The organism is Actinoplanes sp. CA-131856 (assembly GCF_050956135.1).
Classification (GTDB): Bacteria; Actinomycetota; Actinomycetes; order Mycobacteriales; family Micromonosporaceae; genus Actinoplanes.
Window position 1 is genome coordinate 10,162,369 of record NZ_CP191849.1, and the last position, 21,684, is coordinate 10,184,052.

At 70.4% G+C, this 21,684-nt stretch carries 24 protein-coding genes and 1 pseudogene; 6 read left to right on the top strand and 19 right to left on the bottom strand.

Annotated features, from left to right (window positions below):
- Positions 1 to 259: 259 nt before the first annotated feature.
- The 10 genes from ACQP2X_RS46840 to ACQP2X_RS46885 form a co-directional block, all read right to left on the bottom strand.
- Positions 260 to 748: a hypothetical protein gene (locus ACQP2X_RS46840; protein ID WP_498692661.1), complete on the bottom strand. Its 489-nt coding sequence runs from the start codon at positions 746 to 748 to the stop codon at positions 260 to 262.
- A 7-nt stretch (positions 749 to 755) separates the two neighbouring features.
- A complete protein-coding gene (locus ACQP2X_RS46845; protein WP_498655698.1) occupies positions 756 to 1,118 on the bottom strand; it encodes a response regulator in 363 nt (120 codons plus the stop codon).
- Positions 1,115 to 1,600 (bottom strand): chemotaxis protein CheX, encoded by a 486-nt coding sequence (locus ACQP2X_RS46850; protein ID WP_498692663.1) that lies wholly within the window; start codon positions 1,598 to 1,600, stop codon positions 1,115 to 1,117. The genes ACQP2X_RS46845 and ACQP2X_RS46850 overlap by 4 nt, the downstream gene beginning before the upstream one ends.
- The gene (locus tag ACQP2X_RS46855; RefSeq protein WP_097317696.1) at positions 1,597 to 1,983 is read right to left on the bottom strand and encodes a response regulator; all 387 of its coding nucleotides are present in this window, start codon (positions 1,981 to 1,983) and stop codon (positions 1,597 to 1,599) included. The genes ACQP2X_RS46850 and ACQP2X_RS46855 overlap by 4 nt, the downstream gene beginning before the upstream one ends.
- 7 nt (positions 1,984 to 1,990) lie before the next feature.
- A complete protein-coding gene (locus ACQP2X_RS46860) occupies positions 1,991 to 2,836 on the bottom strand; it encodes a CheR family methyltransferase (protein ID WP_498692666.1) in 846 nt (281 codons plus the stop codon).
- Entirely contained in the window at positions 2,833 to 4,023 is a 1,191-nt protein-coding gene (locus tag ACQP2X_RS46865) for a protein-glutamate methylesterase/protein-glutamine glutaminase (RefSeq protein WP_498692668.1), read from the bottom strand. The genes ACQP2X_RS46860 and ACQP2X_RS46865 overlap by 4 nt, the downstream gene beginning before the upstream one ends.
- Positions 4,024 to 4,037: 14 nt before the next feature.
- Entirely contained in the window at positions 4,038 to 4,910 is an 873-nt protein-coding gene (locus tag ACQP2X_RS46870; protein ID WP_498692671.1) for a hypothetical protein, read from the bottom strand.
- Positions 4,910 to 5,347 carry a chemotaxis protein CheW gene (locus ACQP2X_RS46875; RefSeq protein ID WP_097317692.1) on the bottom strand — a complete coding sequence of 146 codons (438 nt, stop codon included), beginning with the start codon at positions 5,345 to 5,347 and terminating at the stop codon, positions 4,910 to 4,912. Before ACQP2X_RS46875 ends, ACQP2X_RS46870 begins: the two co-directional genes overlap by 1 nt.
- Before the next feature lies 1 nt (position 5,348).
- Positions 5,349 to 7,685 carry a chemotaxis protein CheW gene (locus ACQP2X_RS46880; RefSeq protein WP_498692674.1) on the bottom strand — a complete coding sequence of 779 codons (2,337 nt, stop codon included), beginning with the start codon at positions 7,683 to 7,685 and terminating at the stop codon, positions 5,349 to 5,351.
- Between the two features lie 127 nt (positions 7,686 to 7,812).
- Positions 7,813 to 8,511, bottom strand: a complete 699-nt coding sequence (locus ACQP2X_RS46885; protein ID WP_498692676.1) for a response regulator transcription factor — start codon at positions 8,509 to 8,511, stop codon at positions 7,813 to 7,815.
- Positions 8,512 to 8,912: 401 nt separating this feature from the next.
- Between ACQP2X_RS46885 and ACQP2X_RS46890 the strand changes: the two genes are divergently transcribed.
- On the top strand, positions 8,913 to 9,419 hold the full coding sequence (locus ACQP2X_RS46890; RefSeq protein ID WP_498692678.1) for a CAP domain-containing protein: 507 nt from the start codon (positions 8,913 to 8,915) through the stop codon (positions 9,417 to 9,419).
- Between the two features lie 3 nt (positions 9,420 to 9,422).
- Here ACQP2X_RS46890 and ACQP2X_RS46895 read toward each other — a convergent pair whose 3' ends face one another.
- Positions 9,423 to 10,442 carry a UDP-N-acetylmuramate dehydrogenase gene (locus ACQP2X_RS46895; protein ID WP_498692680.1) on the bottom strand — a complete coding sequence of 340 codons (1,020 nt, stop codon included), beginning with the start codon at positions 10,440 to 10,442 and terminating at the stop codon, positions 9,423 to 9,425.
- Positions 10,443 to 10,511: 69 nt separating this feature from the next.
- Between ACQP2X_RS46895 and ACQP2X_RS46900 the strand changes: the two genes are divergently transcribed.
- The 3 genes from ACQP2X_RS46900 to ACQP2X_RS46910 all read left to right on the top strand — a co-directional run bounded on the left by ACQP2X_RS46900 (position 10,512) and on the right by ACQP2X_RS46910 (position 13,786).
- Complete coding sequence (locus ACQP2X_RS46900) at positions 10,512 to 11,243, top strand: maleylpyruvate isomerase mycothiol-dependent enzyme family protein (RefSeq protein ID WP_498692681.1); 732 nt, start codon at positions 10,512 to 10,514, stop codon at positions 11,241 to 11,243.
- 98 nt (positions 11,244 to 11,341) lie between these two features.
- Positions 11,342 to 12,769, top strand: a complete 1,428-nt coding sequence (locus ACQP2X_RS46905) for a GH1 family beta-glucosidase (RefSeq protein ID WP_498692682.1) — start codon at positions 11,342 to 11,344, stop codon at positions 12,767 to 12,769.
- A gap of 6 nt (positions 12,770 to 12,775) precedes the next feature.
- Complete coding sequence (locus ACQP2X_RS46910) at positions 12,776 to 13,786, top strand: LacI family DNA-binding transcriptional regulator (RefSeq protein ID WP_498692684.1); 1,011 nt, start codon at positions 12,776 to 12,778, stop codon at positions 13,784 to 13,786.
- 159 nt (positions 13,787 to 13,945) lie between these two features.
- Here ACQP2X_RS46910 and ACQP2X_RS46915 read toward each other — a convergent pair whose 3' ends face one another.
- On the bottom strand, positions 13,946 to 14,752 hold the full coding sequence (locus ACQP2X_RS46915) for an EI24 domain-containing protein (RefSeq protein ID WP_498692686.1): 807 nt from the start codon (positions 14,750 to 14,752) through the stop codon (positions 13,946 to 13,948).
- Between the two features lie 382 nt (positions 14,753 to 15,134).
- Between ACQP2X_RS46915 and ACQP2X_RS46920 the strand changes: the two genes are divergently transcribed.
- Positions 15,135 to 15,341 carry a hypothetical protein gene (locus ACQP2X_RS46920; protein ID WP_498692687.1) on the top strand — a complete coding sequence of 69 codons (207 nt, stop codon included), beginning with the start codon at positions 15,135 to 15,137 and terminating at the stop codon, positions 15,339 to 15,341.
- 323 nt (positions 15,342 to 15,664) lie between these two features.
- Entirely contained in the window at positions 15,665 to 16,678 is a 1,014-nt protein-coding gene (locus tag ACQP2X_RS46925; protein ID WP_498692688.1) for a hypothetical protein, read from the top strand.
- Positions 16,679 to 16,718: 40 nt separating this feature from the next.
- Here ACQP2X_RS46925 and ACQP2X_RS46930 read toward each other — a convergent pair whose 3' ends face one another.
- From ACQP2X_RS46930 to ygfZ, 7 genes and pseudogenes are all read right to left on the bottom strand, one after another.
- Positions 16,719 to 17,462, bottom strand: coding sequence for an alpha/beta fold hydrolase (locus ACQP2X_RS46930; protein ID WP_498692690.1), 744 nt, complete (start codon positions 17,460 to 17,462; stop codon positions 16,719 to 16,721).
- A 137-nt stretch (positions 17,463 to 17,599) separates the two neighbouring features.
- Positions 17,600 to 17,917, bottom strand: coding sequence for a DUF2516 family protein (locus ACQP2X_RS46935; RefSeq protein WP_097317681.1), 318 nt, complete (start codon positions 17,915 to 17,917; stop codon positions 17,600 to 17,602).
- A 66-nt stretch (positions 17,918 to 17,983) separates the two neighbouring features.
- Positions 17,984 to 18,433, bottom strand: a complete 450-nt coding sequence (locus tag ACQP2X_RS46940; RefSeq protein WP_498692692.1) for a hypothetical protein — start codon at positions 18,431 to 18,433, stop codon at positions 17,984 to 17,986.
- Positions 18,433 to 18,822, bottom strand: a pseudogene (locus tag ACQP2X_RS46945) (helix-turn-helix domain-containing protein); the annotation flags it as partial. The gene ACQP2X_RS46940 and the pseudogene ACQP2X_RS46945, both read right to left, overlap by 1 nt.
- Before the next feature lie 69 nt (positions 18,823 to 18,891).
- A complete protein-coding gene (locus tag ACQP2X_RS46950) occupies positions 18,892 to 19,806 on the bottom strand; it encodes an asparaginase (RefSeq protein ID WP_498692693.1) in 915 nt (304 codons plus the stop codon).
- Positions 19,803 to 20,636, bottom strand: a complete 834-nt coding sequence (locus tag ACQP2X_RS46955; RefSeq protein WP_498692694.1) for a beta-keto acid cleavage family enzyme — start codon at positions 20,634 to 20,636, stop codon at positions 19,803 to 19,805. The genes ACQP2X_RS46950 and ACQP2X_RS46955 overlap by 4 nt, the downstream gene beginning before the upstream one ends.
- Positions 20,637 to 20,646: 10 nt before the next feature.
- The gene (gene ygfZ, locus ACQP2X_RS46960) at positions 20,647 to 21,684 is read right to left on the bottom strand and encodes a CAF17-like 4Fe-4S cluster assembly/insertion protein YgfZ (RefSeq protein WP_498692696.1); all 1,038 of its coding nucleotides are present in this window, start codon (positions 21,682 to 21,684) and stop codon (positions 20,647 to 20,649) included.

The following is a 21,684-nucleotide window of genomic DNA, read 5'->3' on the forward strand; positions in this document are numbered from 1 at the left end:
CCGCCAAGCATTGACTTCCAGCACGCACGCCCAGACATCACCGGCAGCGCGCAAAAGATCGAAGCATCGCTGACGTTGTGCACGACTCAGACGCATGCCGACCCTGACAGTGCGATGCAGTATCGGACCCGCTGGCCGCACCCTAGGCATGAGACTACTATGCATGAAGCAACGGGTCGACTCAACCCTCGAACTCAGCCGGGCAATGCGAAAACGCGGAGTCGCTTCAGGGCGACTCCGCGTTTCCCATGCTCAGGCGTCAGGGCGCGAGCGAAAGGCTGAACTTTCCCTTTCCGTACCGGTTGACCTCGACCATGAGGTCGACCCGGCGCCCGAGTGCCATGAGGTGGGCGCGGGCGTCGGCCGGCAGCGGGTCGCCCGGATAGATCACCTGGTACATCTTGATGTGCGGGCCGCCCTCGCGGTTGAGGAGGCTGGTCAGCACGTTGCACAGCTCGAAGACGTTTTCGGCGAGGTTCGGGAACAGCTTCTTCTCGTCGATGCTGTCCTCCGCGGCGCCGGCCGGCAGAAGGCCGAGGGCGGCGCCGGCGTTGGCCGACAGGGTGAGATCCATCCCGAGCACGCCGTAGATCTGCTGTGCGTTGTCGGTGAAGATGGCGATCGTCGAGGTGTTGACCTCTTCCGCGGAGAGCGGGTCGCCGGGGCTGACGGTCACTTCCCGGCCGAGCAGGTCCTCGAAGAGGTTGCGAACGGCCAGTGTGCCTGGAAGAACGGAGACATCAGACATGTCGTAATCATCCCAAAATAGGAGCGAAGACCTCATCGAATCGCTCAGCCGAGAAGGGCTTCACGATGAAAAAAAGCGCACCGGCGGCATCGGCCTGATCCTTCATCTCAGGCGTGCTCTCCGATGTGACGAAACCGAACTTCACGTCGTTGCCGGCCGCCCGGAGCTGCCGCAGCACCTCGATGCCCGTCATTCCGGGCATGTTCCAGTCCGAGAGGACCAGATCCGGGTTCTCCGACTTGGCCATGTCGAACGCCTGCTGGCCGTCCGCGGCCTCGATCAGCTCATGGTCGCCGAAGCCGGCCTGGCGCAGTGTGCGGACCACGATCTGCCGCATCACCCGACTGTCATCAGCGATGAGAATCTTCATTCCGCGCCCTCCTTGTTGTCGCCGCGGCTCTGCCACATGGAAATGGACACCGGTTCGCCGTCCCAGATGCCGTAGACGCCACTGATGCGTTCGGTGTTGGGAAAACGAGCGGTTGCTTCGGGCGCGAGCACCACCTGCGGCAGCGAGAGCAGCGCTCCCGGGGGCAGCATGGCCTTCACGTTGCCGCCAACGATGTTGGCGAGTTCACCGAGCACATCCGACACGTCCTCCTCGCTGACCTCGTCCATCTCCATGGCGAGGAACGCGGCGGCGGCCCGGCGGGCCGCACCCTTGGAGGACGCGTACACGATGTGCCCGGTCCAGGATCCGGTGATGGAGACCGAGGAGTGCACCTCGGACGGCTGGTTCTCGTCGTACGTCGGGATCAGCGGGCTGATGCCCTCCGGATCCAGGTACGACTCCCACACCTGTTCCACCATCTCGGCGAGGTCGTTCTCGTTGACCTCGACTTCGACGCTCATGAATTCGCTCCGGTCGGCACGAGGCCCAGCAGGGCCAGCTTTTCGATCATGGCGCCCTCGGTGAAGGGCTTGATCACGTACTCGTGGGCGCCCGCGGCGAGCGCTCGTACGATCTGGCTCTGTTCGCTCTCGGTGGTGACCATGACCAGCGTCATCTCTCGCAGACGCGGGTCGGCCCGGACGTTCGTGACGAACTCGAGCCCGTTCATGTTGGGCATGTTCCAGTCGATGAGGGCCAGCTCGGGCACCTCGTCGAGGGTGGCCAGCAGGTCCAGGGCCTCGCGGCCGTCGCCTGCCTCCAGTGCCTCGAAGTCCAGCTTCGAGACGATGCGCTTGAGGATCATGCGCATCGCGCGGGAGTCGTCGATCACCATGGCACGCATCGCGGTTTCACACCCTTCTCGCGGCGCCCGCGGGCGCTCCGGTCCGTGCTCGGTAGGCGGACGTGCGGCCGGCGGCCACCCGCTCGTAGTTGTCGTCGATCCCGATCGTGGTCTCGGCCGCGCCCAGGAAGAGCCAGCCGTCCGGCCGCAGCACCTTGGCCATGTTCTGCAGCACGTTGCGCTTGGTGGCGACGTCGAAATAGATCAGGACGTTCCGCAGGAAGATCACGTCGAACGGCTGCATGGCCGGGAACGGCGCGGTCAGGTTCATCAACTTGAACGACACGTTGCGGCGCAGATTCGCGTTGATCCGCCAGTGCGCGCCGGCCCGCTCGAAGTACTGCACGAGCTGCTGGGCCGGCAGGCCGCGGTTCACCTCGACCTGGCTGTACTCGCCGGTCTCGGCGCGCTTGACCATCTCCGTCGAGATGTCAGTACCCATGATCTCGTACGACCAGCCCGGCGGCAGGTTCTCCGAGAGAGTGATGGCCAGGCTGTACGCCTCCTGACCGCTGGAGCTGGCGGCCGACCAGATCCGGATCTTGCGGGTGGCGCCGCGCGACTTGATCAGCTCGGGCAGCACCACGTCGGTCAGCGCCGAGAACGGCTCGCGGTCCCGGTACCACGAGGTCTCGTTCGTGGTGAGGGCGTCGATGATCTTGCGCTGGTTCTGGGGGTTGGGACGGCGCTGGAGATCGGCCAGGAACTCGGTGACGTTCGCCGCCCCGACGGCCCGGGCCACCGGGATGAGCCGGGCCTCGACCAGATATTCCTTGCCGGGGGCCAGCACGATCGAGGCCTCACGCCGCACGAGCTGTGAGACGAAGGCGAACTCGGCTTGCGAGAGAGTCATCGGGCCACCGCCGCCGACCGACCGCTCTTGATGCGGTTGACCAGGTGGGCCGAGATCCGGTCGAGCGGAAGGATCTCGTCCGCCAGACCCGCCCCGACGACCGCGCCCGGCATGCCCCAGACCACCGAGGTGGCCTCGTCCTGCGCCAGCACCTCGGCGCCCGCGTCTCTCAGCACTTTCGCACCACCTCGTCCATCGTGTCCCATTCCTGTCAGCACGGTCGCGTACGCCGAAGCGCCATAAAGAGCCGCCACCGACCGGAACATCACGTCCACGGCCGGGCGGCAGGAGTTCTCCGGCGGCGCGCCGCTGAGCTGGGTCAGCGTCGCGGTGCCCCGGCGGTGGAACACCAGGTGGTTGTCACCCGGTGCGATGTACGCCCACCCGGGCGTCAGCTCCATCCCGTCACCCGCCTCGACAACCCGCAGCGGGGTGCTGCGGTCCAGCCGCTCGGCGAACATCTTGGTGAAGACGGGTGGCATGTGCTGGGTGACCACGATCGGCACGGGAAAGTCCGACGGCAGGCCCTGCAACACCTTGGTCAGGGCGTCGGGTCCGCCCGTGGAGGAGCCGATGCAGAGGATGTCGACCCGGCCGCCCGCGCCCGCCTTCTTGACCGGGCGGGCCGGTGCCGCGCCGGCCGGCGCCGCGCCGGGACGTCCCGGTCCCGAGGGCGGCAGGCCCGCGCGGGGCGGAGCCGCCCCGGGCCGGGTGGCCACCGGGCGGGCCGGAGGGGCGGCGCTGGGCCGGGCCGGCGCGCTCGGCGGCGCGGCGCCCGGGCGCTTGCGGCCGGCCAGCGCGTAGATCTTCGGCACGAGCTCGTTGCGCACGGCCGCGATCGACTCGTTCACGGACCCGACGTTGCTGGGCTTCGTGACGTAGTCGGTGGCACCGGCCGAGAGCGCCTCCAGCGTCGCCGTCGCGCCCGAGGCGGACAGCGTGCTGAACATGATCACCGGAATGTGCTTGTGGCGTTTGCGCAGCTCACGGACCGCCTCGATGCCGTCCATCTGCGGCATCTCGATGTCCATGGTGATCACATCGGGCTTGAGCTGGTCGATCTTGGCCTGAGCCAGCTGGCCGTTCGAAGCCGTGCCGACGACCTCGATGTTCTCCGCACCGCCCAGTGCGTCCACGATCAAACGCCGGACCACCACGGAGTCGTCCACGACGAGGACCGAAATCATCTGACCACCTCCCCTCACCCGAGCCACGCGGGGCCGAGAGCGGCGACGACAGGTGCGAGGAGACGATGGGCGGTGGAGGTATCCAGCAGATCCCGCACCACCAGCGCCTGCACCGCGCCGCTGAGCATGTTCCAGACGCCGCCGGCCCGGTCGGCCAGCGGGATCGCGGCCGTGTCGACGGCCTGTACCAACAGCATCTGCGCCGCGGCGGCGGTGCGGACGCGATCCGAGAGATAAGCCGCCCAGGAGGCGGAGTGCACCGCCGGCGACCAGCCACCGGCGTTGCGGCGGGCGTCCTCCGCCGAGGCCACCAAGCGGCTGAGGTCGGCCGAGCGCAACGAGCGCAACCGGTCGAGCAGCGCCGAGACCGTGTAGTGGTGCGGGCCGAGGTCGATCGGGGCGCCGGTGGGGAGCCGGCGCATCGCCGCCACCCAGCCCGCGCCCAGCCGCCGGCGGGTGTCCGAGTCGAGCACCTCACGCAGATAGCTGGCCACGGCGGCGTCGCAGATCAGGCCGGTGGCCGCGGCGGCCACCTCGCTCTGTGTCGCGTCGCGGCCGGCGCCGGTCCAGGTCCAGGCCATCACGTCGTACCGCACGCAGGTGAGCAGCGCGTCGACCGAGCCGATGGGCGCGCGCTCGACCAGGGCCAGGCTGCCCGCCGGGTCGTCCTTGGACATCCCCTTGAGCGAGGGCATCCGGCGGGCCGCGCTTTCCACCTCGACCCAGAGCGGGCCGCGGACCCCCTCGTCGGGCAGGCGCTCGGCCAGCACCGGCAGGTCGTCCGCGCTCAACCGCAGTCCGCGCAGCACGACCTCGGCCGTCGCCGACCCGCCACTGAGGCGGGTCAGGTCGAAGCCGAGCACCGGCGCGCTGACGAGGCTGTACATCAGGTGGTGGCGCGGTGCGTGTCGACGGCCTGGTTGACGTCCAGGGCCAGCATCAGCCGGCCGTCCAGCTTGAACGTGCCCACCACCAGCTCCCGGGTGGGCCCGCTGAGCGTGTCCGGTGGCGGCTCGAACGTCGCCTCGTCGAGGTCGACCACCTCGCCGATCTTGTCGACCACCAGGCTGACCGGCTCGCCGTCACCTCGCAGGATCACGTTCATGACCGGGCCCTGCAGCGCCTTGCGGACCAGCCCCAGCTGGACCCGGAGGTCGACCGCGGCGATCACCTGGCCGCGCAGGTTGAACAGCCCGCCGACGGCCGGCGGCGCGAGCGGCACGGGGGTGTACTCGTTGTACGAGAGCACCTCCTGCACCGTGTGCACCTCGACGCCGAAGAGCTGGTCGGCCACCTCGAAGGTGGCGAACTGCCGGCTCGCCATCTCAGGCCTCCACCAACATCTCGTCGTTCTCCAGGTCGGTGTAGAAGTTCGGGTCGGCGGCGAGGATGGCGCGGCGGACGTCGAGCAGCTCGGTCACCCGCTGCTGGATCACCGCGGTGCCGACCAGGCCGTCCTCCTCCGCGTCGCGGCGGGCCGTCGTCGAGTTCTCGGCGATGTCGACGATCCGGTCGACGACCAGGGCCACGCTGCGGCCGCCCTCGCTGTAGACCACCACCGACACCGTCTCTCCTTCGGGCTCTTCGCCGTACGCGCCGAGCAGGTGGGACAACCGCACGAGCGGCAGGATCTGCCCTCGGTACTGCACGACCTCCCGCGAGCCGGCGTGCTCGATGCGGTCACGGGGGAACTCCTCGAGCCGGGTGACCGTGTCCAGCGGGATCGCCACCCGCCGCTCGCCCACCGCGGTGACCAGCAGGCGCTCGCCGGTGCCGGCCGCACCCGCGGCCCGCGACGAGGAGTCCATGCCCTTGCGCTCGGCGTCGGCGGCCAGATGGCTGCGCCGGGCCAGCGACGAGACGTCGAGGATCAGGCCGACCTTTCCGTCGCCCAGGATGGTCGCGCCGGCGTACAGGCCGATGTCCTTGAGTCTGCTGTTGAGGGCCTTGACCACGACCTCTTCGGTGTTCAGGACCCGGTCGACGACCAGGCCGAACCGCCGGCCGTCGGCCTGCAGCACCATGATGTAGACGCCCTGGTCGCCGGCGACCTCGAAGCCGAGCGCCTTGTCCAGGCGCACCAGCGGGAGCAGCTTGCCGCGCAGCCGGTAGACGGGCGCGCCCGACGCGTACTCGATCTTGGTGGACTGTCCGTCGATGAAGACCAGCTCAAGCACCGCCACCTGCGGCACCACGTAGCGCTGGTCGCCGCAGTCGACGGTCAGGGCCTGGATGATGGCAAGCGTCAGCGGGATGGTGAGCCGCCAGACCGTGCCCTCGCCGGGCGTCGAGTCGACGCTGACCGCGCCGCCGATGTTCTCGATGTTGGTCTTGACGACGTCCATGCCGACACCGCGGCCGGAGACGTTGGTGACCTTGGCCGCGGTGGAGAAGCCGGGCTGGAACACCATCGCCATGATGTCGCGCTTGTCCATGTTGGGGATCTGCTCGGCCCGCAGCAGGCCGTTCTCCACGGCCTTCTGGGCGATGCGCTCCACGTTCAGGCCGGCGCCGTCGTCGGCGACCTCGACCGCGACGTGGCCGCCCTCGTGATAGGCGCGCAGCGTCAGCGTGCCCTCGGGGCCCTTGCCGGCCGCGGCGCGGCGCTCCGGGTCCTCGATGCCGTGGTCGACGGCGTTGCGCACGAGGTGGGTCAGCGGGTCCTTGACCGCCTCGAGCAGGCTCCGGTCGAGCTCGGTCTCCTTGCCCTCCATGACCAGCTCGACCTTCTTGCCGAGCGAGTTGCTCAGGTCGCGGACGACTCGGGGCAGCTTCGACCAGATGTGCTCGATGGGCTGCATGCGGGTCTTCATGATGCCCTCTTGCAGCTCACTGGTGATCATGCCGAGCCGCTGGGCGCTGCGCACGAGCGTGGCGTCGCCGATCTCCATGACGCCGCGGACCAGCTGGTTACGGGCGAGCACCAGCTCACCGACCATGTTCATGAGGGTGTCGAGCAGGTCGACGTCGACGCGGATGGCGCTGTCGGCGATGCTGCGCTTGGGCGCCTGCTGCTGGAGCGCCTCGTTGACCGCGGCCGGCTGCGCCTTGCCCTCGTCGAGCAGGATTGTGCCGAGCTTGCGCTCGTCACCCTCGATCTGCTGCTGGAGCGCGGAGCTGACGTCGGCCGGCTGGGCCGCGCCCGACTCGACCAGGATCTCGCCGACCGGCTTGCGCTGGTTCTCCACCGGCTCCGGCGCGGGCCGGGCGGGCGTCTCGGCGATCGGCTCGGGCGCCTCGGCCTCGGCCGCCGGCTCGGCGGTCTCGGCGGCGCCCGCCTCGGCGGCCGGTGCCGCCGCCGCGGGCTCGGCGCCGGCGTTCATCTGCGCGTGGACCTGCGCGATGATGCTCTCGATGTCGACGTCGCCCTCGTTGCTGTTCTCCTCGATGGAGGCGAGGATCGAGCGCACACCGTCGATCGTGGCCAGCAGGGTGGTGATCGTCGACGGCGTGACCGGCATGACGCCGTCGCGCAGCTTGGACAGCAGCGACTCGCCGGCGTGGGCGAGCGTCTCCAGGCGCGTGAACGCCAGGAAGCCACTGGTGCCCTTGATCGTGTGAATCGCCCGGAAGATTCGGGAGATCAGATCGCGGGAGTTGGGCTCCTGCTCCAGATCCACCAGGTCACGGTCGATCTGGTCCAGGTTCTCGTGGCTCTCCATAAGGAATTCGCCGACGATTTCACCAAGGTCTTCCACGCTTACTACCTCCTGCTCGCCTTCCCACAGCCCTCATCGACGGACAACCGCGTCACCTGAGGACACCCGGAGGTCGACCGAATGGGAAATTTCAGCCCTCTCCGCCCGGACGGCGGTAGCGGTAGCCGAACCCGCGAACGGATTCGATGGGTGAGTCGTCGGGATCGGACCAGCCGAGCTTGCGGCGCAGCCGCAGCACGGCGAACTTCACCCGTTCCTGGCCGATGCCGGTGGGGTCGTCCCACGCCTGCGTCAGCAGCTGATTGGGGCTCAGCACCGCGCCGGCGTGCCGGACCAGCGCGTTCAGCAGCCGGAACTCGGTCGGCGTGAGGCGCTTCTCGTCGCCCTTGACGTAGACCCGGCGCTTGGTCGGGTCGAGATGCACCAGCCCGTCGTCGTAGACCTGGCTGGCCCAGTTGTTCTGCCCGCTGGACGAGCGGCGCAGCAGGGCCTCGACCCGCGCCAGCAGCTCGTTGTTGGCGAACGGCTTGGTGAGATAGTCGTCGGCGCCGCCGCGCAGGCCGCGCACCTTCTCGGCCTCCTGGCCGTGCGCGGTCAGCACGAGCACCGGCACGTCGGAGACGTCGCGCAGCCGCTCGAGCACCTGCCAGCCGTCCATCTCGGGCAGGCCGACGTCGAGCACCACCAGGTCGGGATGCTCGGCGTACGCCTCCTTGAGACCGGTCCGGCCGTCACCGGCGTGCGCCACCTCGTAACCCGCACGGCTGAAAAGCAACCGCAGGGCGAGCGCGATGTCCGGATCGTCCTCGACCACGAGTAGGCGACTCATGCTGTGCTCACCCTGCCCCCACCCCTCGCTCGCGCTCTGCCGTCCGGGCACGACCGTCCGCCCGGGCACGCCGGGTTCGGCGTCCGGTGGAAGATCGATGTCTTGCTCGGCGTCACTCGCGACCGCGAGCTTCGGAATCAACCGCGCAAACCCACGATAGCGTGATGTCACGGCCTATTTACGGACAGTGACAGTTTAGCGGGCTAATCGCCCGCCGGGGCGGGTTCTCCGCGCCACCCGGAGGAGCTGCTCGGCCCCCGTCCACGCCTGAATCCCCTCAGCGTGACACGAAAACCGACGTCTATTCCGGTTTCAGGCAAAGAAGGGACGTACGCCCGATAAACGGATGCGATAGGCCTGGTGGGCGACTCGGCCCGCGCATTCGGGGATTGGGGGCAACCGTGCTGCGACGTCTCTTACCGCTCGCCGTCACTCCGGCTCTTCTGCTCGCGACGGCCGGCGCGGCCCACGCGGTGGTGCCGGTGCCCCCACTGCCACCGAGCGCCGCACCGGGCACGGTGGCCCCGGCCGTCCTGATGTCCCAGGTGGTCACCATGACCAACCAGCAGCGCGCGGTCAACGGATGCGGTCAGCTCACCGTCGACCAGGAGCTCATCGTCGCCTCGGTGCGGCAGAGCTGGTACATGGCCCGGACCGGCCGGTTCAGCCACGTCTGGAACGACGGCACCACCTTCGTGCGCCGCTCGCACCAGGCCGGATACGAGCAGCCGTCGGGCGAGAACATCGCCTGGGGCTACCGGACCGCGGTCGAGGTCGTGCAGGCGTGGATGGCGAGCCCTCGGCACCGCGCCAACATGCTCAACTGCGGCGCCCACTCGATCGGCACCGGCGTCGTCTACGCCGCCAACGGGGTGCCGTATTACACCCAGGTCTTCGGCTGGGAGTAGGCCTCAGAGCTCACAGTTGATGAGCACCGGCTCCGGGTGCAGCTCGACGCCGAAACGGTCGTGGACGCCGTCGCGGACCGTGCGGGCCAGCGCGAGCAGCGACTCCGTCGTACCCGTGCCACGGTTGGTCAGCGCCAGCGTGTGCTTGGTCGAGATCGAGACGCCGTCGCCGGCGAAGCCCTTGGGAAAACCGGCGTTCTCGATCAGCCAGGCCGCCGGGATCTTCACCGAGCCGTCGGCGGCGGGCCAGTGCGGCGCCTCGAGGCCGAGGGCGGCCCACTCCGCGGCGCTCACCACGGGGTTGGTGAAGAAAGAACCGACCGACCACGTGTCGCGGTCGTCGGGGTCGAGCACCATGCCCTTGCCCGCGCGCAGCTTCAGCACGGTCTCGCGGGCCTGGAGCAGGGGCACCCGGTCGCCGGCCTCGACGCCCAGGTTGCGGGCCAGCTCGGCGTAGCGGATCGGGGCCGACTCGCCCGAGCGCTCCAGACGGAAGTCGACCTCCAGCACCACATAGCGGTCGTTGTGCTTGAAGACGCTGGCCCGATAGGCGAAGCCGCACTCCTCGGGCGTCATCTCGCGGACGGCGTCGGTCTTTCGGTCGTACGCGTGCACGGCCACGATCGTGTGCGCCACCTCCGCCCCGTACGCCCCCACGTTCTGGATCGGGGTGGCGCCGGCCGAGCCCGGGATGCCGGACAGGCACTCGAGACCCGAGAAACCGTTCGTGACGGCGTACGACACGAAATCGTCCCAAGGCTCTCCCGCGGCAACCCGCAGAACGTCCGGCGAGACCTCGCGGATCCCCCGCGTCCGGATGAGCACGACACTGCCGGCGAAGCCCTCGTCACCGATGACGACGTTGCTGCCGCCCGCCAGAAGAAGGATCGGCGCGTCTTTACGCACCAAAGACACCAGTTGGTCCGTTTCGGTGGCCACCGTGAGGTCGCCGGGCGGCCCGCCGAGGCGTAGCGTCGTGTACGCCGACAGGGCGGTTTGCGGTGCGGCACTAAGGTCATGCACGGCACCAACCCTAGGCTCAACGGGTTCGGGGCATCTCATCGGCGGTCCGGTGGAGCGGAGAGCATCGCGATGAACAGGCTGCACGCGACGAAGGACTTCTGGCTGGCGGCGCTGCGGGCGGACAGCCCGGCGCTGCAGGACGCCGTCGCCCAGGCGGGTCCGGAGGCCGCGGCGCCCATGGTGGAGCAGGTGACCGCGTTCCTGCGCTTCGTCCGCGACTACACGCCGCGGGGCGTCACCACCCGGCCCGAGGAGCTGCCGATCCCGCCCCGGCCCGACTGGGAGACCCAGCTCGACGGCCTGCGCCGCGAGCTCACCGGCACCATCGAGACCCTCGAGGCGCTCGAGGCCGACATCCCGGCCTGGAACTGGGCGCCGCAGGCGAAGACGGCCGGCTTCTGGCACCGCCGCACGGCGCACGAGATCTCGCTGCGCCGCTGGGACGCCGAGGCGGCCGTGGGCCGGCCCACCCCGATCGAGACCAAGCTGGCCGCCGACGGCATCGGCGAGGTGCTCGACACCTGGCTGCCGGCGGGCCGCCGCACGGGCCCGACCGATCTGCGCGGCGTGGTCCACCTGGTCGCCGGCGACGTCGGACATGAGTGGTTCGTCCGGTTGCGCGGCATGGGTGTGGCGCTGCTCGACACCAGCACGATCCTCGACGACGACGATCACCACGCCCGCGCCCAGGCCACCGGCACCGCCAGTGACCTGCTGTTGGTGCTCATGGGACGCCAGCGCAGCGACCGTCTGGTCGTCACCGGAGACCCTCGGCTGATCTCCGCCCTCCAGGCTGGGTAGCGGCTTAAATTCGACTTACGGACGATCCCGGGAACGATTCCGTCCCTATGATGAACCGGTTAAGTTCGGATTAAGCACACCCAGGAAGCGGGGAACGCATGACGGCAACCGTCACCTTCACGTCGGCTGAGCCGGCCCTCGCCGGGATCACCTTCCCCGACGGCTTCATCTGGGGCGCCGCCACGGCGTCGTACCAGATCGAGGGCGCGGCGCGGGAGGACGGTCGCGGCCCGTCCATCTGGGACACCTTCAGCCGTACGCCGGGACGCGTCTACCGCGGGCACACCGGCGACGTCGCCTGCGACCACTACCACCGCTACGTCGAGGACGTGGCGATGATGGCGGACCTGGGCCTGAAGTCGTACCGGTTCTCCATCGCCTGGCCGCGGATCCAGCCCGACGGCAGCGGCCCGGTCAACGCCAAGGGCCTCGACTTCTACGACCGGCTCACCGACGAGCTGCTCGGCAAGGGCATCGACCCGACGGTCACCCTGTACCACTGGGACCTGCCGCAGACCCTCGAGGACCGCGGCGGCTGGCCCAACCGTGAGACCGCGGAGGCCTTCGCCGAGTACGCCCAGATCGTGTACGGCCGCCTCGGCGACCGGGTCGGCACCTGGACCACGCTGAACGAGCCGTGGTGCTCGGCCTATCTCGGATACGGCAGCGGCGTGCACGCGCCCGGCCGCCAGGAGCCGGCCGCCGCCCTGACCGCGGTGCACCACCTGCTGCTCGGCCACGGCCTGGCCGCCCGGGCCCTGCGCTCGGCCGGCGCCCGCAGCGTCAGCATCACGATCAACCCGGCCGTCGTCTTCCCGGTCGATGCGGACAACCCGGCCGACCGCGACGCCGCCCGGATCATCGACGGGCTCTCCAACCGGATCTTCTACGACCCGCTGCTCAAGGGCGAATATCCGGCCGACGTGCTCGAGCACATGTCCCGCTTCGTCGACCTGTCCACGCTCATCAAGGACGGCGACCTCGAGACGATCAACGCGCCGATCGACGTGCTGGGGATCAACTTCTACCAGCCGGCGTACGTCTCGGCGAAGCCCGGAACGCCGGGCGCGCTCGACCAGCCGGGCAGCGAGGGCATCGCCTACCGCGCACCCAACGGCCCGGTCACCGACATGAACTGGCTCATCGAGCCGGCCAGCCTGACCAGCCACCTCAAGCGGATCCACCAGGACTACCCGGGCACGCCGCTGATGATCACCGAGAACGGCGCCGCCTATCCCGAGGGACCGTCGGCCGACGGCGAGGTCCACGACACCCGCCGCGTCGAGTACCTCGACGGTCACCTGCGGGCCTGCCATGATGCCCTGGCGGCCGGCGTCGATCTGCGCGGTTACTTCGTCTGGTCGCTGATGGACAACTTCGAGTGGGCCGAGGGGTACCGCAAGCGCTTCGGGGTCGTGCACGTCGACTACGCCACCCAGCAGCGGACGCTGAAGGACAGCGCGAAGTGGTACCGGGAGGTGATCCGGCGCAACGGCATCGCGGCGCCGGGTACTGACGAAGGGTGATCTTTTGTGGTGACGCGGGAGCGGCCGACCCTGGAAGCAGTAGCGCGCCGCGCCGGGGTGTCCCGGGCGACCGTCTCCCGCGTCGTCAACGGATCGACCTCGGTGGCCGCCTCCATCCGTGAGGCGGTCAACCGGGCCGTCGACGAGCTCGGCTACGTGCCCAACCAGGCCGCCCGCAGCCTCGTCACCCAGCGCACCGAGTCGATCGCGCTGATCCTGCCGGAGACGGCGAACCGGGTCTTCTCCGACGACCTGTTCTTCCCCGCGATCATCCGCGGCGCCGGCGTCGAGCTCGAAGCGGCCGACAAGCAGCTGGTGCTGATGATGGCCGGCTCGGCCCGCAGCCACGACCGGGTGGAGAGGTACGCGGTCGCCGGCCACGTCGACGGCGTCATGTTCGCCTCGATGCACGGCGCCGACCCGCTGCCCGGCACGCTCGTCCGGCTCGGCATCCCGGTGATCTGCAGCGGCCGCCCGATCGGCGGCGCCAAGGTGCCCTATGTGGACGTCGACCATTTCGGGGGCGTCGCCGCGGCCGTACGTCATCTGGTCGCGCAGGGCCGCAAGCGCATCGCCACCATCGCCGGCCCGCAGGACATGGTGGCCGGCATCGACCGGCTGGCCGGCTATCGCGCCACATTGGAGGAAGCCGGCCTCCCGCAGCACACGGCGTTCGGCGACTTCACCCGCGAGTCCGGCCTGGCCGCGATGCGGTCCTTGCTCGAGGCCGACCCGCACCTGGACGCCGTCTTCGCGGCGTCGGACATGATGGCCCACGGCGCCCTGGTCGCCCTGCGCCAGGCCGGCCGCCGCGTCCCGGCCGACGTGGCCGTGATCGGCTTCGACGACTTCGAGATCAGCCGCTACAGCGACCCTCCACTGACGACGGTCCGCCAGCCCATCGGCGACATGGGCCGCACGATGGCCCGCCAGCTTCTCGGCCTGATCAACGGCGACGCGGGCCTTCCCGACGCGGTAGTCCTACCGACCGAACTGGTGGTCCGCGACTCCGCTTGACGCCGCCGCACCCACCCGCCCTGCCAACTCACGCCGCCGCACCCAGCCGCCTCACGCCGCCGCGCCCGGCCGCCTCACGCCGCCGCGCCCACCTGCCCGGCCGCCTCACGCCGTCGCGTCCACCCGCCTCACGCTGCCGCACCCAGCCGCCCGGCCGCCTCACGCCGTCGCGCCCACCCGCCCGGCGGCCGATGTCGGATGGCCGAGCACCTCGCGGGAGAGCAGGGTGGCGCCGGCGATGGCGGCCGGCATCAGAAGGATGGCGCCCAGCGGGATCAGGAAGCAGCAGAAGACGGCCACGCCGAAGCCGAGGGCCAGGGCCTTGTTCCGCTTCAGGACCGCGCGGCGGTGGCGTAGCCGCTGTCCCCGGCGCTGGAACGGGACGCCGGTCAGCTCGACCGCGAGCAGCCAGCCGCCGACGGCGCCGCCCAGGACCGGGATCACGGTCTGGCCGACGACCGGCAGGAAGCCGAGCAAAAACAGCGGGATGCCGACCAGGATGGACAGACCGATCAGGCGCAGCGAGTCGACCATGCTGCGTCCCAGCGACGGCCAGAAGCCGGTCTCGACGCCGTCCGGCACGCCGCCCAGCTGGTCCTCGACCAGTTCGGAGATGCGCTCGTAGAACGGGTCGCCGATGAGCAGCGTGACCGCGGTGAACGACAGCACGCCGATGACCACGGCCACACCGAGCAGGCCGGCGCCGGCCAGCACCTGCACCAGGTCGCCCCACGTCTCGCTCCAGTCGTCGGCGAACCAGGTGACCGCGTCGGAGAGCTCGGGCAGGAAGTCGATGAGGAAGAACAGCGCGGTCGCGTAGAGCACGCCCGCGATCAGGGCCGGGATCAGGCCGAGCGCGAGCAGCTTGGGGCGGCGCAGCAGGATGCCCAGCCCGCGGGCGAGCAGCCCGGCCCCGATCAGGAACCTGCGGGCCGCTCCGAGCGGCTTTCCGGCGTCAACGTTCACGACCCGGCATTTTAGGCCCTCGGATCACGGCGCCGCCGAACTCGGCCTCACGCCCAGCCGACCGCCCCACGACACCGACGCGCCCGGGCTCACACTCGGGCCGACCGCTGGCCACCCGCGCCACCCGCGGCGCCGAGCTGACACCGCCCCACGACACCGACGCGCCGGACTCACGCTCGAACCGACCGGCCCCACGGCCCAAACGCGGCCGGACTCACGCTCGAACCGACCACCTCACGGCCCCGACGCGCCCGGACTCACGCTCCGGGCCGGCCGCCTCACGATGCCGACGCGCACGGGCTCACGCTCGGGCCGGCCGCCTCATGGTGCCGATGGGGTCGGGCTTGCGCTCGGGTCGGCCGGATCGCTGGGCGGTGGGGTCGTGGTGATCTCGGTGGGGGTCGGCACCGGCGGCAGCGTCAGAGGCGGGAGCGGCGGCTCCGACGTGGTCGTGGTGGTGGGCGCCGGCGTCGTCGTGGCCGGGGCGGTGGTCGCCGGCGCGCTGGGCGTGGCCGTCGCCGAGGTTGCGGGGGCGGACGGGGTGGCCGTCGTCGTGGCCGGGACCGCGCGGTTCGGCCGGGGTGAGTAGCGGACCGTGGTCATCGGTGTGGTGTCCGTGGGCCGTGGCGCCGAGCCGAGGGCGCCCTCACCGCCGGGGAGGCCGACCGCGGCCGGGCGCTTGGCCGGGGCGGCCAGCGACCATCCGATCGAGACCGCGATGGGCAGGCCCAACGCCACGAGTCCGAAAAAGACTGATTTAGGGGATAACCGCACGCAGTGAACAACAGCGGCACAGGCGCGAAAGGTTACGGCCCGGCGGGCAGAACGGGGTTGATCAATTCTGGTCGGTACCGGTACTGTCCGCTGGCTCCCCTCTGTCGGGACGGGAGAGCACGCCCACGGGGGTACACCATGAAGCTCGCATCACTCCTCTCTCTGACCCTGGCCGCCGGCATCGTCGGCGTGGCCACTCCCGCGCTCGCCGCCGACGAGGTCCTCCCTACCGGGACCTACACAGCGGACAGCACCTCGATCTGGCCGGGACAGAAGGTCACGCTGACCGAGACCGACTTCGACGACGGCGGAGTTCCGACCGTCCGCACCATCACCTGGGGCGACGACAGCCCGCGGACGGTCGCGGCCGCCGGCGAGACAAGCTGGACGCACACCTACACCAGGCCCAGCGTCAGCCGGATCTCGATCGAGATGACCGACGGGAACCCGGACGACATCACCTCCAACGTCGTGGTCGGCCCGAACATCACGGTCGCGGCCCCGACGGGCACGTACTCGTGGAAGAACCCCACGGTCTGGACGTACGAGTCCTATCAGAACCTCGCCGTCTGGAACGCCAGCAACGTGCCGGCCAACTCCGACGCCACCTGGGCCAGCTGGGGTGACGACAGCCGCACGCTGCTGCGCGACGGCACCTCGACCACCGTCGAGCACTGGTTCGGCCCGGGCACCTGGCGTCCCCAGGTCACGGTGAAGAACGAGCAGGGCAAGGCGGCCCCGGTCACCACGGCCCCGCTGTCGGTGGTCACCGACTCGACCGCGCCGTCGATCGCGCTGACCTATCCGGCCAGCCCGAACAAGGCCAGCTCGTGGTCGACGATCCGGGGCACGGCTAGCGACAGCCAGTCGGGGGCGGACATCGCCGCCGTCTTCCTGTGGAAGTACAACACCGCCGGTGTCGAGTACTACTACAACTTCGGCGCCCGCAGCTGGGTCCGCTACACGGGACAGAACCTGAACACGCTCCCGGACAGCGTCTTCGGCATGTCGGCGGTCTCCGCCTCGGGCACCTGGTCGGTGCCGGTCACCGGCCTGACCAAGGGCTGGATCATCGAGCCGCAGTACCAGGCGGCCGACAAGGTCGGCAACTGGAGCGTCCTGAACTGGCGCCAGATCACGCTCAACAGCTGAGCTCGAACGCAGGAAAGGGCCCGCTCGCGCGGGCCCTTTTCTATGCGTTCAGGAAGTTCGAGATGCGCTCGCGCAGCTCGCGGCGGTTGTTCCACAGCACCGCCGGCCGGTCGTAGACGTGCAGCTCCGCGCCGGGCAGCAGGCCGGCCACCTGCTCGGCCCAGGCCACCGGGTGCACCTCGTCGCCGAGGCAGCCGATCACCAGGGCCTGGCCGGTGAACGCGCGCAGCGTCTCGGGAGACGCGACCGCCGGCTCGTGCCACAGCGTCGTCAGCTCGGCCGCCAGGCCGTCGCGCTGCAACTGCTCGACCCGCTGGCGAAGGTACGACCAGCCGGTCGGCGTGTTGCGCACCGACGGCGGCAGCTCGCTCTCGGCGGCCGCCGCTATCGACGCCGCCTCACCGGACTCGACGGCGGCCAGGAGCCGCTCCACCCGCTCCTCGGCCGCGGCCGGGCGGGTGCCGTCGAGCGACGCGGGAAGATAGAGGACCACGCGCTCGAAACGGCTGGGGGTCTCGCTCAGCAGCCGGCAGAGCGCCGCCGCGCCCATGCTGACGCCGACCGCGCGGGTCGCCGACGTCAGGTCGGCCACCGAGCGCAGATCGCTCGCCAGGTCGCCGAAGCTCCACGGACCGGCGGGGGCCTCGGACCGGCCGTGGCCGCGGAAGTGGAAGAAGACCCGCCGGCCGGCGACGGCCGAGCCCAGCGGGCGGGTGCCCGAGATGTCACCGGCCAGCCCGTGGGCGAACACGGTGACCGGCTCACCCACTCCGGTCGTGAGCATCTCCAGGCGTACACCGGAAGGGGTTGAAACGACCTCGGTGGGCGGACCGGGAAGTGTGGGCCGCCCGGATCGCGGACCTGTGGAGTCCGCGCGCAGCAGGCGAGGCCCGCCATCGGGCGGGGGCGGGCCGAACCGCCTCACCAGAAGCCTTTGCCGTCCGACAGATCTTTGAGCCCGGGACGGACGTCCAGCAGATAGATCAGGGCGGCGGCGATGCCGATCAGGCTGAAGATGCCGGTCGCGCCGCTGCCCAGCAGCAGGGTCAGCACGATGCAGACGGCCAGGATCGCCGCCCAGGCGCCTTTCGGCAGGGTCCCGATGGCCTGGAACCCGTCACCGCGCTGGGTCAGGCAGTGAATCAGCGCCACCGCCTGCACGACCAGCGAAAGGATGAGCAGGAGCAGGCCGAGATAGACGAGCACGTCGTCGTAGAAGATCGGCGCGGAAGAGGCCATGAGGAGAAGTCTATGCCGCGGGGCCCAGCGTCTGCCGAGCCCCGCGGATCATGTCGTGTCCGAAGATTACTCGGCCGGCTTCGCCTTGGGGGCACGCTTGCGCGGCTTCGGCGTCGCGGGAGCGGCCTCGAGGACCTTGGTCTCCTCGGTGGTCTCGATGTCGGCGTTGACCACGTCGGCGGCCTCGACGACACCGGTGCCGACGACGCGCTCGCCACGGGCGACCAGGGCCGTGTACGCCGCGAGGGCGCGGTCCTGGGCGATCTGGGCGAACGAGGTGGCCACGCTGGCCGCGTTGCCCCGCAGGGCGTCGAAGTCGGTGGTGGCGGCCTTGTCGCGCAGCTCGGCGGCCTTGGTGCCGGCCTGCTCGTTGTAGGTGCGCAGCGAGGCGGCGGCGCGCTCGCTCAGCACGTTCACCACGGCCGGGAGCTTGCGGAGCTGCTGGTAGGCCAGGTCACCGGCACCGGCGGCGGCGTAGATCGGGGCGGGGAAGCGGGTCTTGGTCTGCTCGGTCATGTCGTCTCCTCGACGGTCTGCGGGGCTTCGTCGGCCGGCTGGTTGCGCAGGTTCTCGTTACGGAACGTCTCGTAGATCTGTGACAGCGACTGCTTCTGCGCGATCGTGAGCTCGGGATCGGCGGCGATGGCGGCCAGCACCCCTTGCTGGCCCTCGCTGTCCAGCAGGCCGGCGCGCAGGTACATCGCGGGCGTCGACACCCGCAGCGCGCTGGCGATCTGCTGCAACACCTCGGCACTGGGCTTGCGCAGGCCGCGCTCGATCTGGCTCAGGTACGGGTTGCTGACGCCTGCCTTGTCGGCGAGCTGGCGGAGCGAGATCTTCGCGGTCTGCCGCAGGTCACGGATGAAACCACCGATGTCCTGAGGCAGATCCTTCGGTGCGGCCATGCGTTCGAAGGTAGCGCGGAGTGCTAGCTCTTGCAAGCAAAGTGCTAACAAGAGCTAGCGTGAGACGTCTCACCGAACCGGGCGGACCACCCCGACCGGCTCCCCGCCACCGAGAACCAGCTCCTCGATCACGGGCACGGTCACACCGAGCCGGCGCAGTTCGTCCAGCAGCACCGGCGTCCGCGCCCGCATGCCGCCATCGTCGATCTTGATGGCGATCGCGCCCACCCGGGGCACGGCGACCGCCACGACACCCTCGGCGCCACCCTTGGCCAGCAGACCCGGCACGGCGCCCATGAGTACGGTGTCGTCCGCCCCGGTGCCGGCCACAAGCTCCGGGTGCGCCCGCATCTCGTCGGCCACCCGGCGCTCGTCAGTGCCGGGAGCGGCCTCGACCAGCCGCTGGAAGGCGCGGGCCAGGCCGGTCAGCGACATCGCCAGCACGGGCGCGCCGCAGCCGTCGACACCGGTGGCGGCGATCGGCTCGCCGGCCAGATCGGCCACCGCCTCGGCGATCGCCACCTGCAACGGGTGCTTCGGGTCGAGGTACGTCTCCAGCGGCCAGTCGTTGGCGGCGCAGGTCGCGAGCATGCCCGCGTGCTTGCCGGAGCAGTTCATCAGCACCCGCTCGGGGCCGCCGCCGCTCCGGATCCAGTCGTCGCGGTCCTTCTCGGCGATGGGCAGGGCGGTCGGGCAGCGCAGGGCGTCGACGGTCAGGCCGGCGCCCTCGAGGATCTCCCGCACCCGGCGCGCGTGGAACGGCTCGCCGTAGTGGCTGCCGCTGATCAGGGCCAGGTCGGCGGCGTCGCGGGGCACCAGGCCGGCCCGCAGCATGCCGACGGTCTGCATCGGCTTGTTGGACGACCGGGGAAAGATCGGGCTGGTCACATCGCCGCGGCTGCCCCCGCTCTCGGAAAGGACGGCGACCGAGCCGTGGTGCACGCTTTCCACGAAACCCGAACGGACCACTTCGGCGACGATCATCGGGCGGGCACTCCCAGCAGCTCGCGGGTCTCGGCCGGGGTCAGCGGCGGGCGCTGGGCCAGCTGGGCGAAGCCGGCGGCACGGGCGACGAGCTGCATGTTCGACTCGACGGGGCGACCCTTGGCGTACGTGATGGTGTCCTCCATGCCGACCCGCAGATGGCCGCCGGCCGCGAGCGAGGCCAGAATGACCGGGATCGCCGTACGGCCGATGCCCGTGGCCGAGAAGGTGGTGCCGGCCGGGAGGTCGCGGATGGCCTGCTCACAGGCGGCCAGGGCGCCCAGCGTGCCCGGCATGCCGCCCGGGACGCCCATCACCAGGTCGACGTGCACGTGCCCGCCGAACGGGAGGCCGTGCTGGGCGAGCAGGCGCTGGAGCGTGGTGAGCTGGCCCAGGTCGAAGATCTCGTACTCCGGCACGATGCCCCGCTCCTGCATGCGGGTGTGCAGGTCGACGATGAACTCCCAGCGGTTGAGGAAGACGCCGTCGCCGAAGTTGACGGTGCCCATCGTGCACGAGGCCATCTCGGGCCCGGCGTCGAGCACGGCCAGCCGGTCGGACTCCGGGTCGGTGACGGCGCCGCCCGAGGAGAGCTGCACGATCAGGTCGGTCGATTCGCGCAACGCGGCGACCGTCGCGCGGAGCCGGCCCTGATCGAGGGTCGGCTCGGCGCGGTCGTCACGGATGTGCACATGAATGATCGAGGCGCCCAGCGCCTCGCACTCCTTGGCGGTCGCCACGAGCTCGTCGAGGGTCACGGGCAGCGCGGGTACGGCTGCCTTGCTGCTCTCGGCGCCGGTCGGAGCGACGGTGATCACGGTACCGGTCATGGCACGGACCCTACCGATCGATGGCGGCGGCGGACTCCCCTACCTTCAGCTCGGCGTCGTCGGCGACGTTGCGCTTGAGCACGGCCAGGGCGATCAGGCCGAGCTCGTGATGCCGGACGGCGGTGCCGACGAAGCCGACCTCGCGGTCGCCGTGGACGACGGGCGTGCCCTTGGCCGGCGGCTGGTCGGTGGCGACGCCGTCGAGGTGGAGCAGCACCAGGCGGCGCGGCGGGCGGCCCAGATGGTGCACCCGGGCGACCGTCTCCTGCCCGCGGTAGCAGCCCTTGTCCAGGTGGACGGCGGCGGCGATGAAGTCGGCCTCGGCCGGGATGGTGCGGTGGTCGGTCTCCCAGCCGAGCCGGGGCGTGCGGTGCTCGACCCGGATCGCCTCGTAGGCCCACAGGCCGGCGAGCGGCACCCCGAGCTTCTCGATGACGGACGTCTTCTCGGCCCTCGGAACCAGAAGATCAATTCCCAGGGGTACGCGTCGCGCCAGGCCCCCGGCGTACGGCGTCACGGCGTACACGCTCGTGGAATGACCCGGCACCTCGCCGGCGGCGAATTTCGCGCCCGGAACCTCGCTGATCCGCGGTGCCGCCAGCGTGGGGAACAGGTCGGCCGCACCCGGGCCCACCAGCGACAGAACCGCCATTTCGGGCGTGGCGTCCCGGGGCTCGACGCGGGTGAAGAACCGCATCATTTCCAGATATTTCAGCAATCCGGCACCGGCGCCCGGTTCGGTGTCGAGCCAAGCGGTAGTGCCGTCCTCGGTGACGTACGCGTGCTGCTCGACGTGGCCGTTCGGCGAGAGGACGAGGAGCTCGGTTCCGGTGCCTTCGGACAAATCCGACAAATGCTGAGTTGTCAGGGTGTGGAGCCAGGAGGCGCGCTCCTCACCCGGCACCGCGATCACGTCACGGTTGGACCGGTCCACCAGGCCCACGGCGGTCGCCAGCGTGCGCTGCTCGCGCATCGGGTCGCCGTAATGCACCGGCACACCCGCGTCGGCCGACGAAGGATCGAGGTCCTCGGCCATCACCACGGTCAT

Bases quoted from the DNA above. Each gene is read 5' to 3' on its own strand.
- ACQP2X_RS46840 (WP_498692661.1), bottom strand. From the start codon at position 748: ATGTCTGATGTCTCCGTTCTTCCAGGCACACTGGCCGTTCGCAACCTC.
- ACQP2X_RS46845 (WP_498655698.1), bottom strand. From the start codon at position 1,118: ATGAAGATTCTCATCGCTGATGACAGTCGGGTGATGCGGCAGATCGTG.
- ACQP2X_RS46850 (WP_498692663.1), bottom strand. From the start codon at position 1,600: ATGAGCGTCGAAGTCGAGGTCAACGAGAACGACCTCGCCGAGATGGTG.
- ACQP2X_RS46855 (WP_097317696.1), bottom strand. From the start codon at position 1,983: ATGCGTGCCATGGTGATCGACGACTCCCGCGCGATGCGCATGATCCTC.
- ACQP2X_RS46860 (WP_498692666.1), bottom strand. From the start codon at position 2,836: ATGACTCTCTCGCAAGCCGAGTTCGCCTTCGTCTCACAGCTCGTGCGG.
- ACQP2X_RS46865 (WP_498692668.1), bottom strand. From the start codon at position 4,023: ATGATTTCGGTCCTCGTCGTGGACGACTCCGTGGTGGTCCGGCGTTTG.
- ACQP2X_RS46870 (WP_498692671.1), bottom strand. From the start codon at position 4,910: ATGTACAGCCTCGTCAGCGCGCCGGTGCTCGGCTTCGACCTGACCCGC.
- ACQP2X_RS46875 (WP_097317692.1), bottom strand. From the start codon at position 5,347: ATGGCGAGCCGGCAGTTCGCCACCTTCGAGGTGGCCGACCAGCTCTTC.
- ACQP2X_RS46880 (WP_498692674.1), bottom strand. From the start codon at position 7,685: ATGGAGAGCCACGAGAACCTGGACCAGATCGACCGTGACCTGGTGGAT.
- ACQP2X_RS46885 (WP_498692676.1), bottom strand. From the start codon at position 8,511: ATGAGTCGCCTACTCGTGGTCGAGGACGATCCGGACATCGCGCTCGCC.
- ACQP2X_RS46900 (WP_498692681.1), top strand. From the start codon at position 10,512: ATGAACAGGCTGCACGCGACGAAGGACTTCTGGCTGGCGGCGCTGCGG.
- ACQP2X_RS46905 (WP_498692682.1), top strand. From the start codon at position 11,342: ATGACGGCAACCGTCACCTTCACGTCGGCTGAGCCGGCCCTCGCCGGG.
- ACQP2X_RS46925 (WP_498692688.1), top strand. From the start codon at position 15,665: ATGAAGCTCGCATCACTCCTCTCTCTGACCCTGGCCGCCGGCATCGTC.
- ACQP2X_RS46930 (WP_498692690.1), bottom strand. From the start codon at position 17,462: ATGCTCACGACCGGAGTGGGTGAGCCGGTCACCGTGTTCGCCCACGGG.
- ACQP2X_RS46935 (WP_097317681.1), bottom strand. From the start codon at position 17,917: ATGGCCTCTTCCGCGCCGATCTTCTACGACGACGTGCTCGTCTATCTC.
- ACQP2X_RS46940 (WP_498692692.1), bottom strand. From the start codon at position 18,433: ATGACCGAGCAGACCAAGACCCGCTTCCCCGCCCCGATCTACGCCGCC.
- ACQP2X_RS46950 (WP_498692693.1), bottom strand. From the start codon at position 19,806: ATGATCGTCGCCGAAGTGGTCCGTTCGGGTTTCGTGGAAAGCGTGCAC.
- ACQP2X_RS46955 (WP_498692694.1), bottom strand. From the start codon at position 20,636: ATGACCGGTACCGTGATCACCGTCGCTCCGACCGGCGCCGAGAGCAGC.
- ygfZ (WP_498692696.1), bottom strand. From the start codon at position 21,684: ATGACCGTGGTGATGGCCGAGGACCTCGATCCTTCGTCGGCCGACGCG.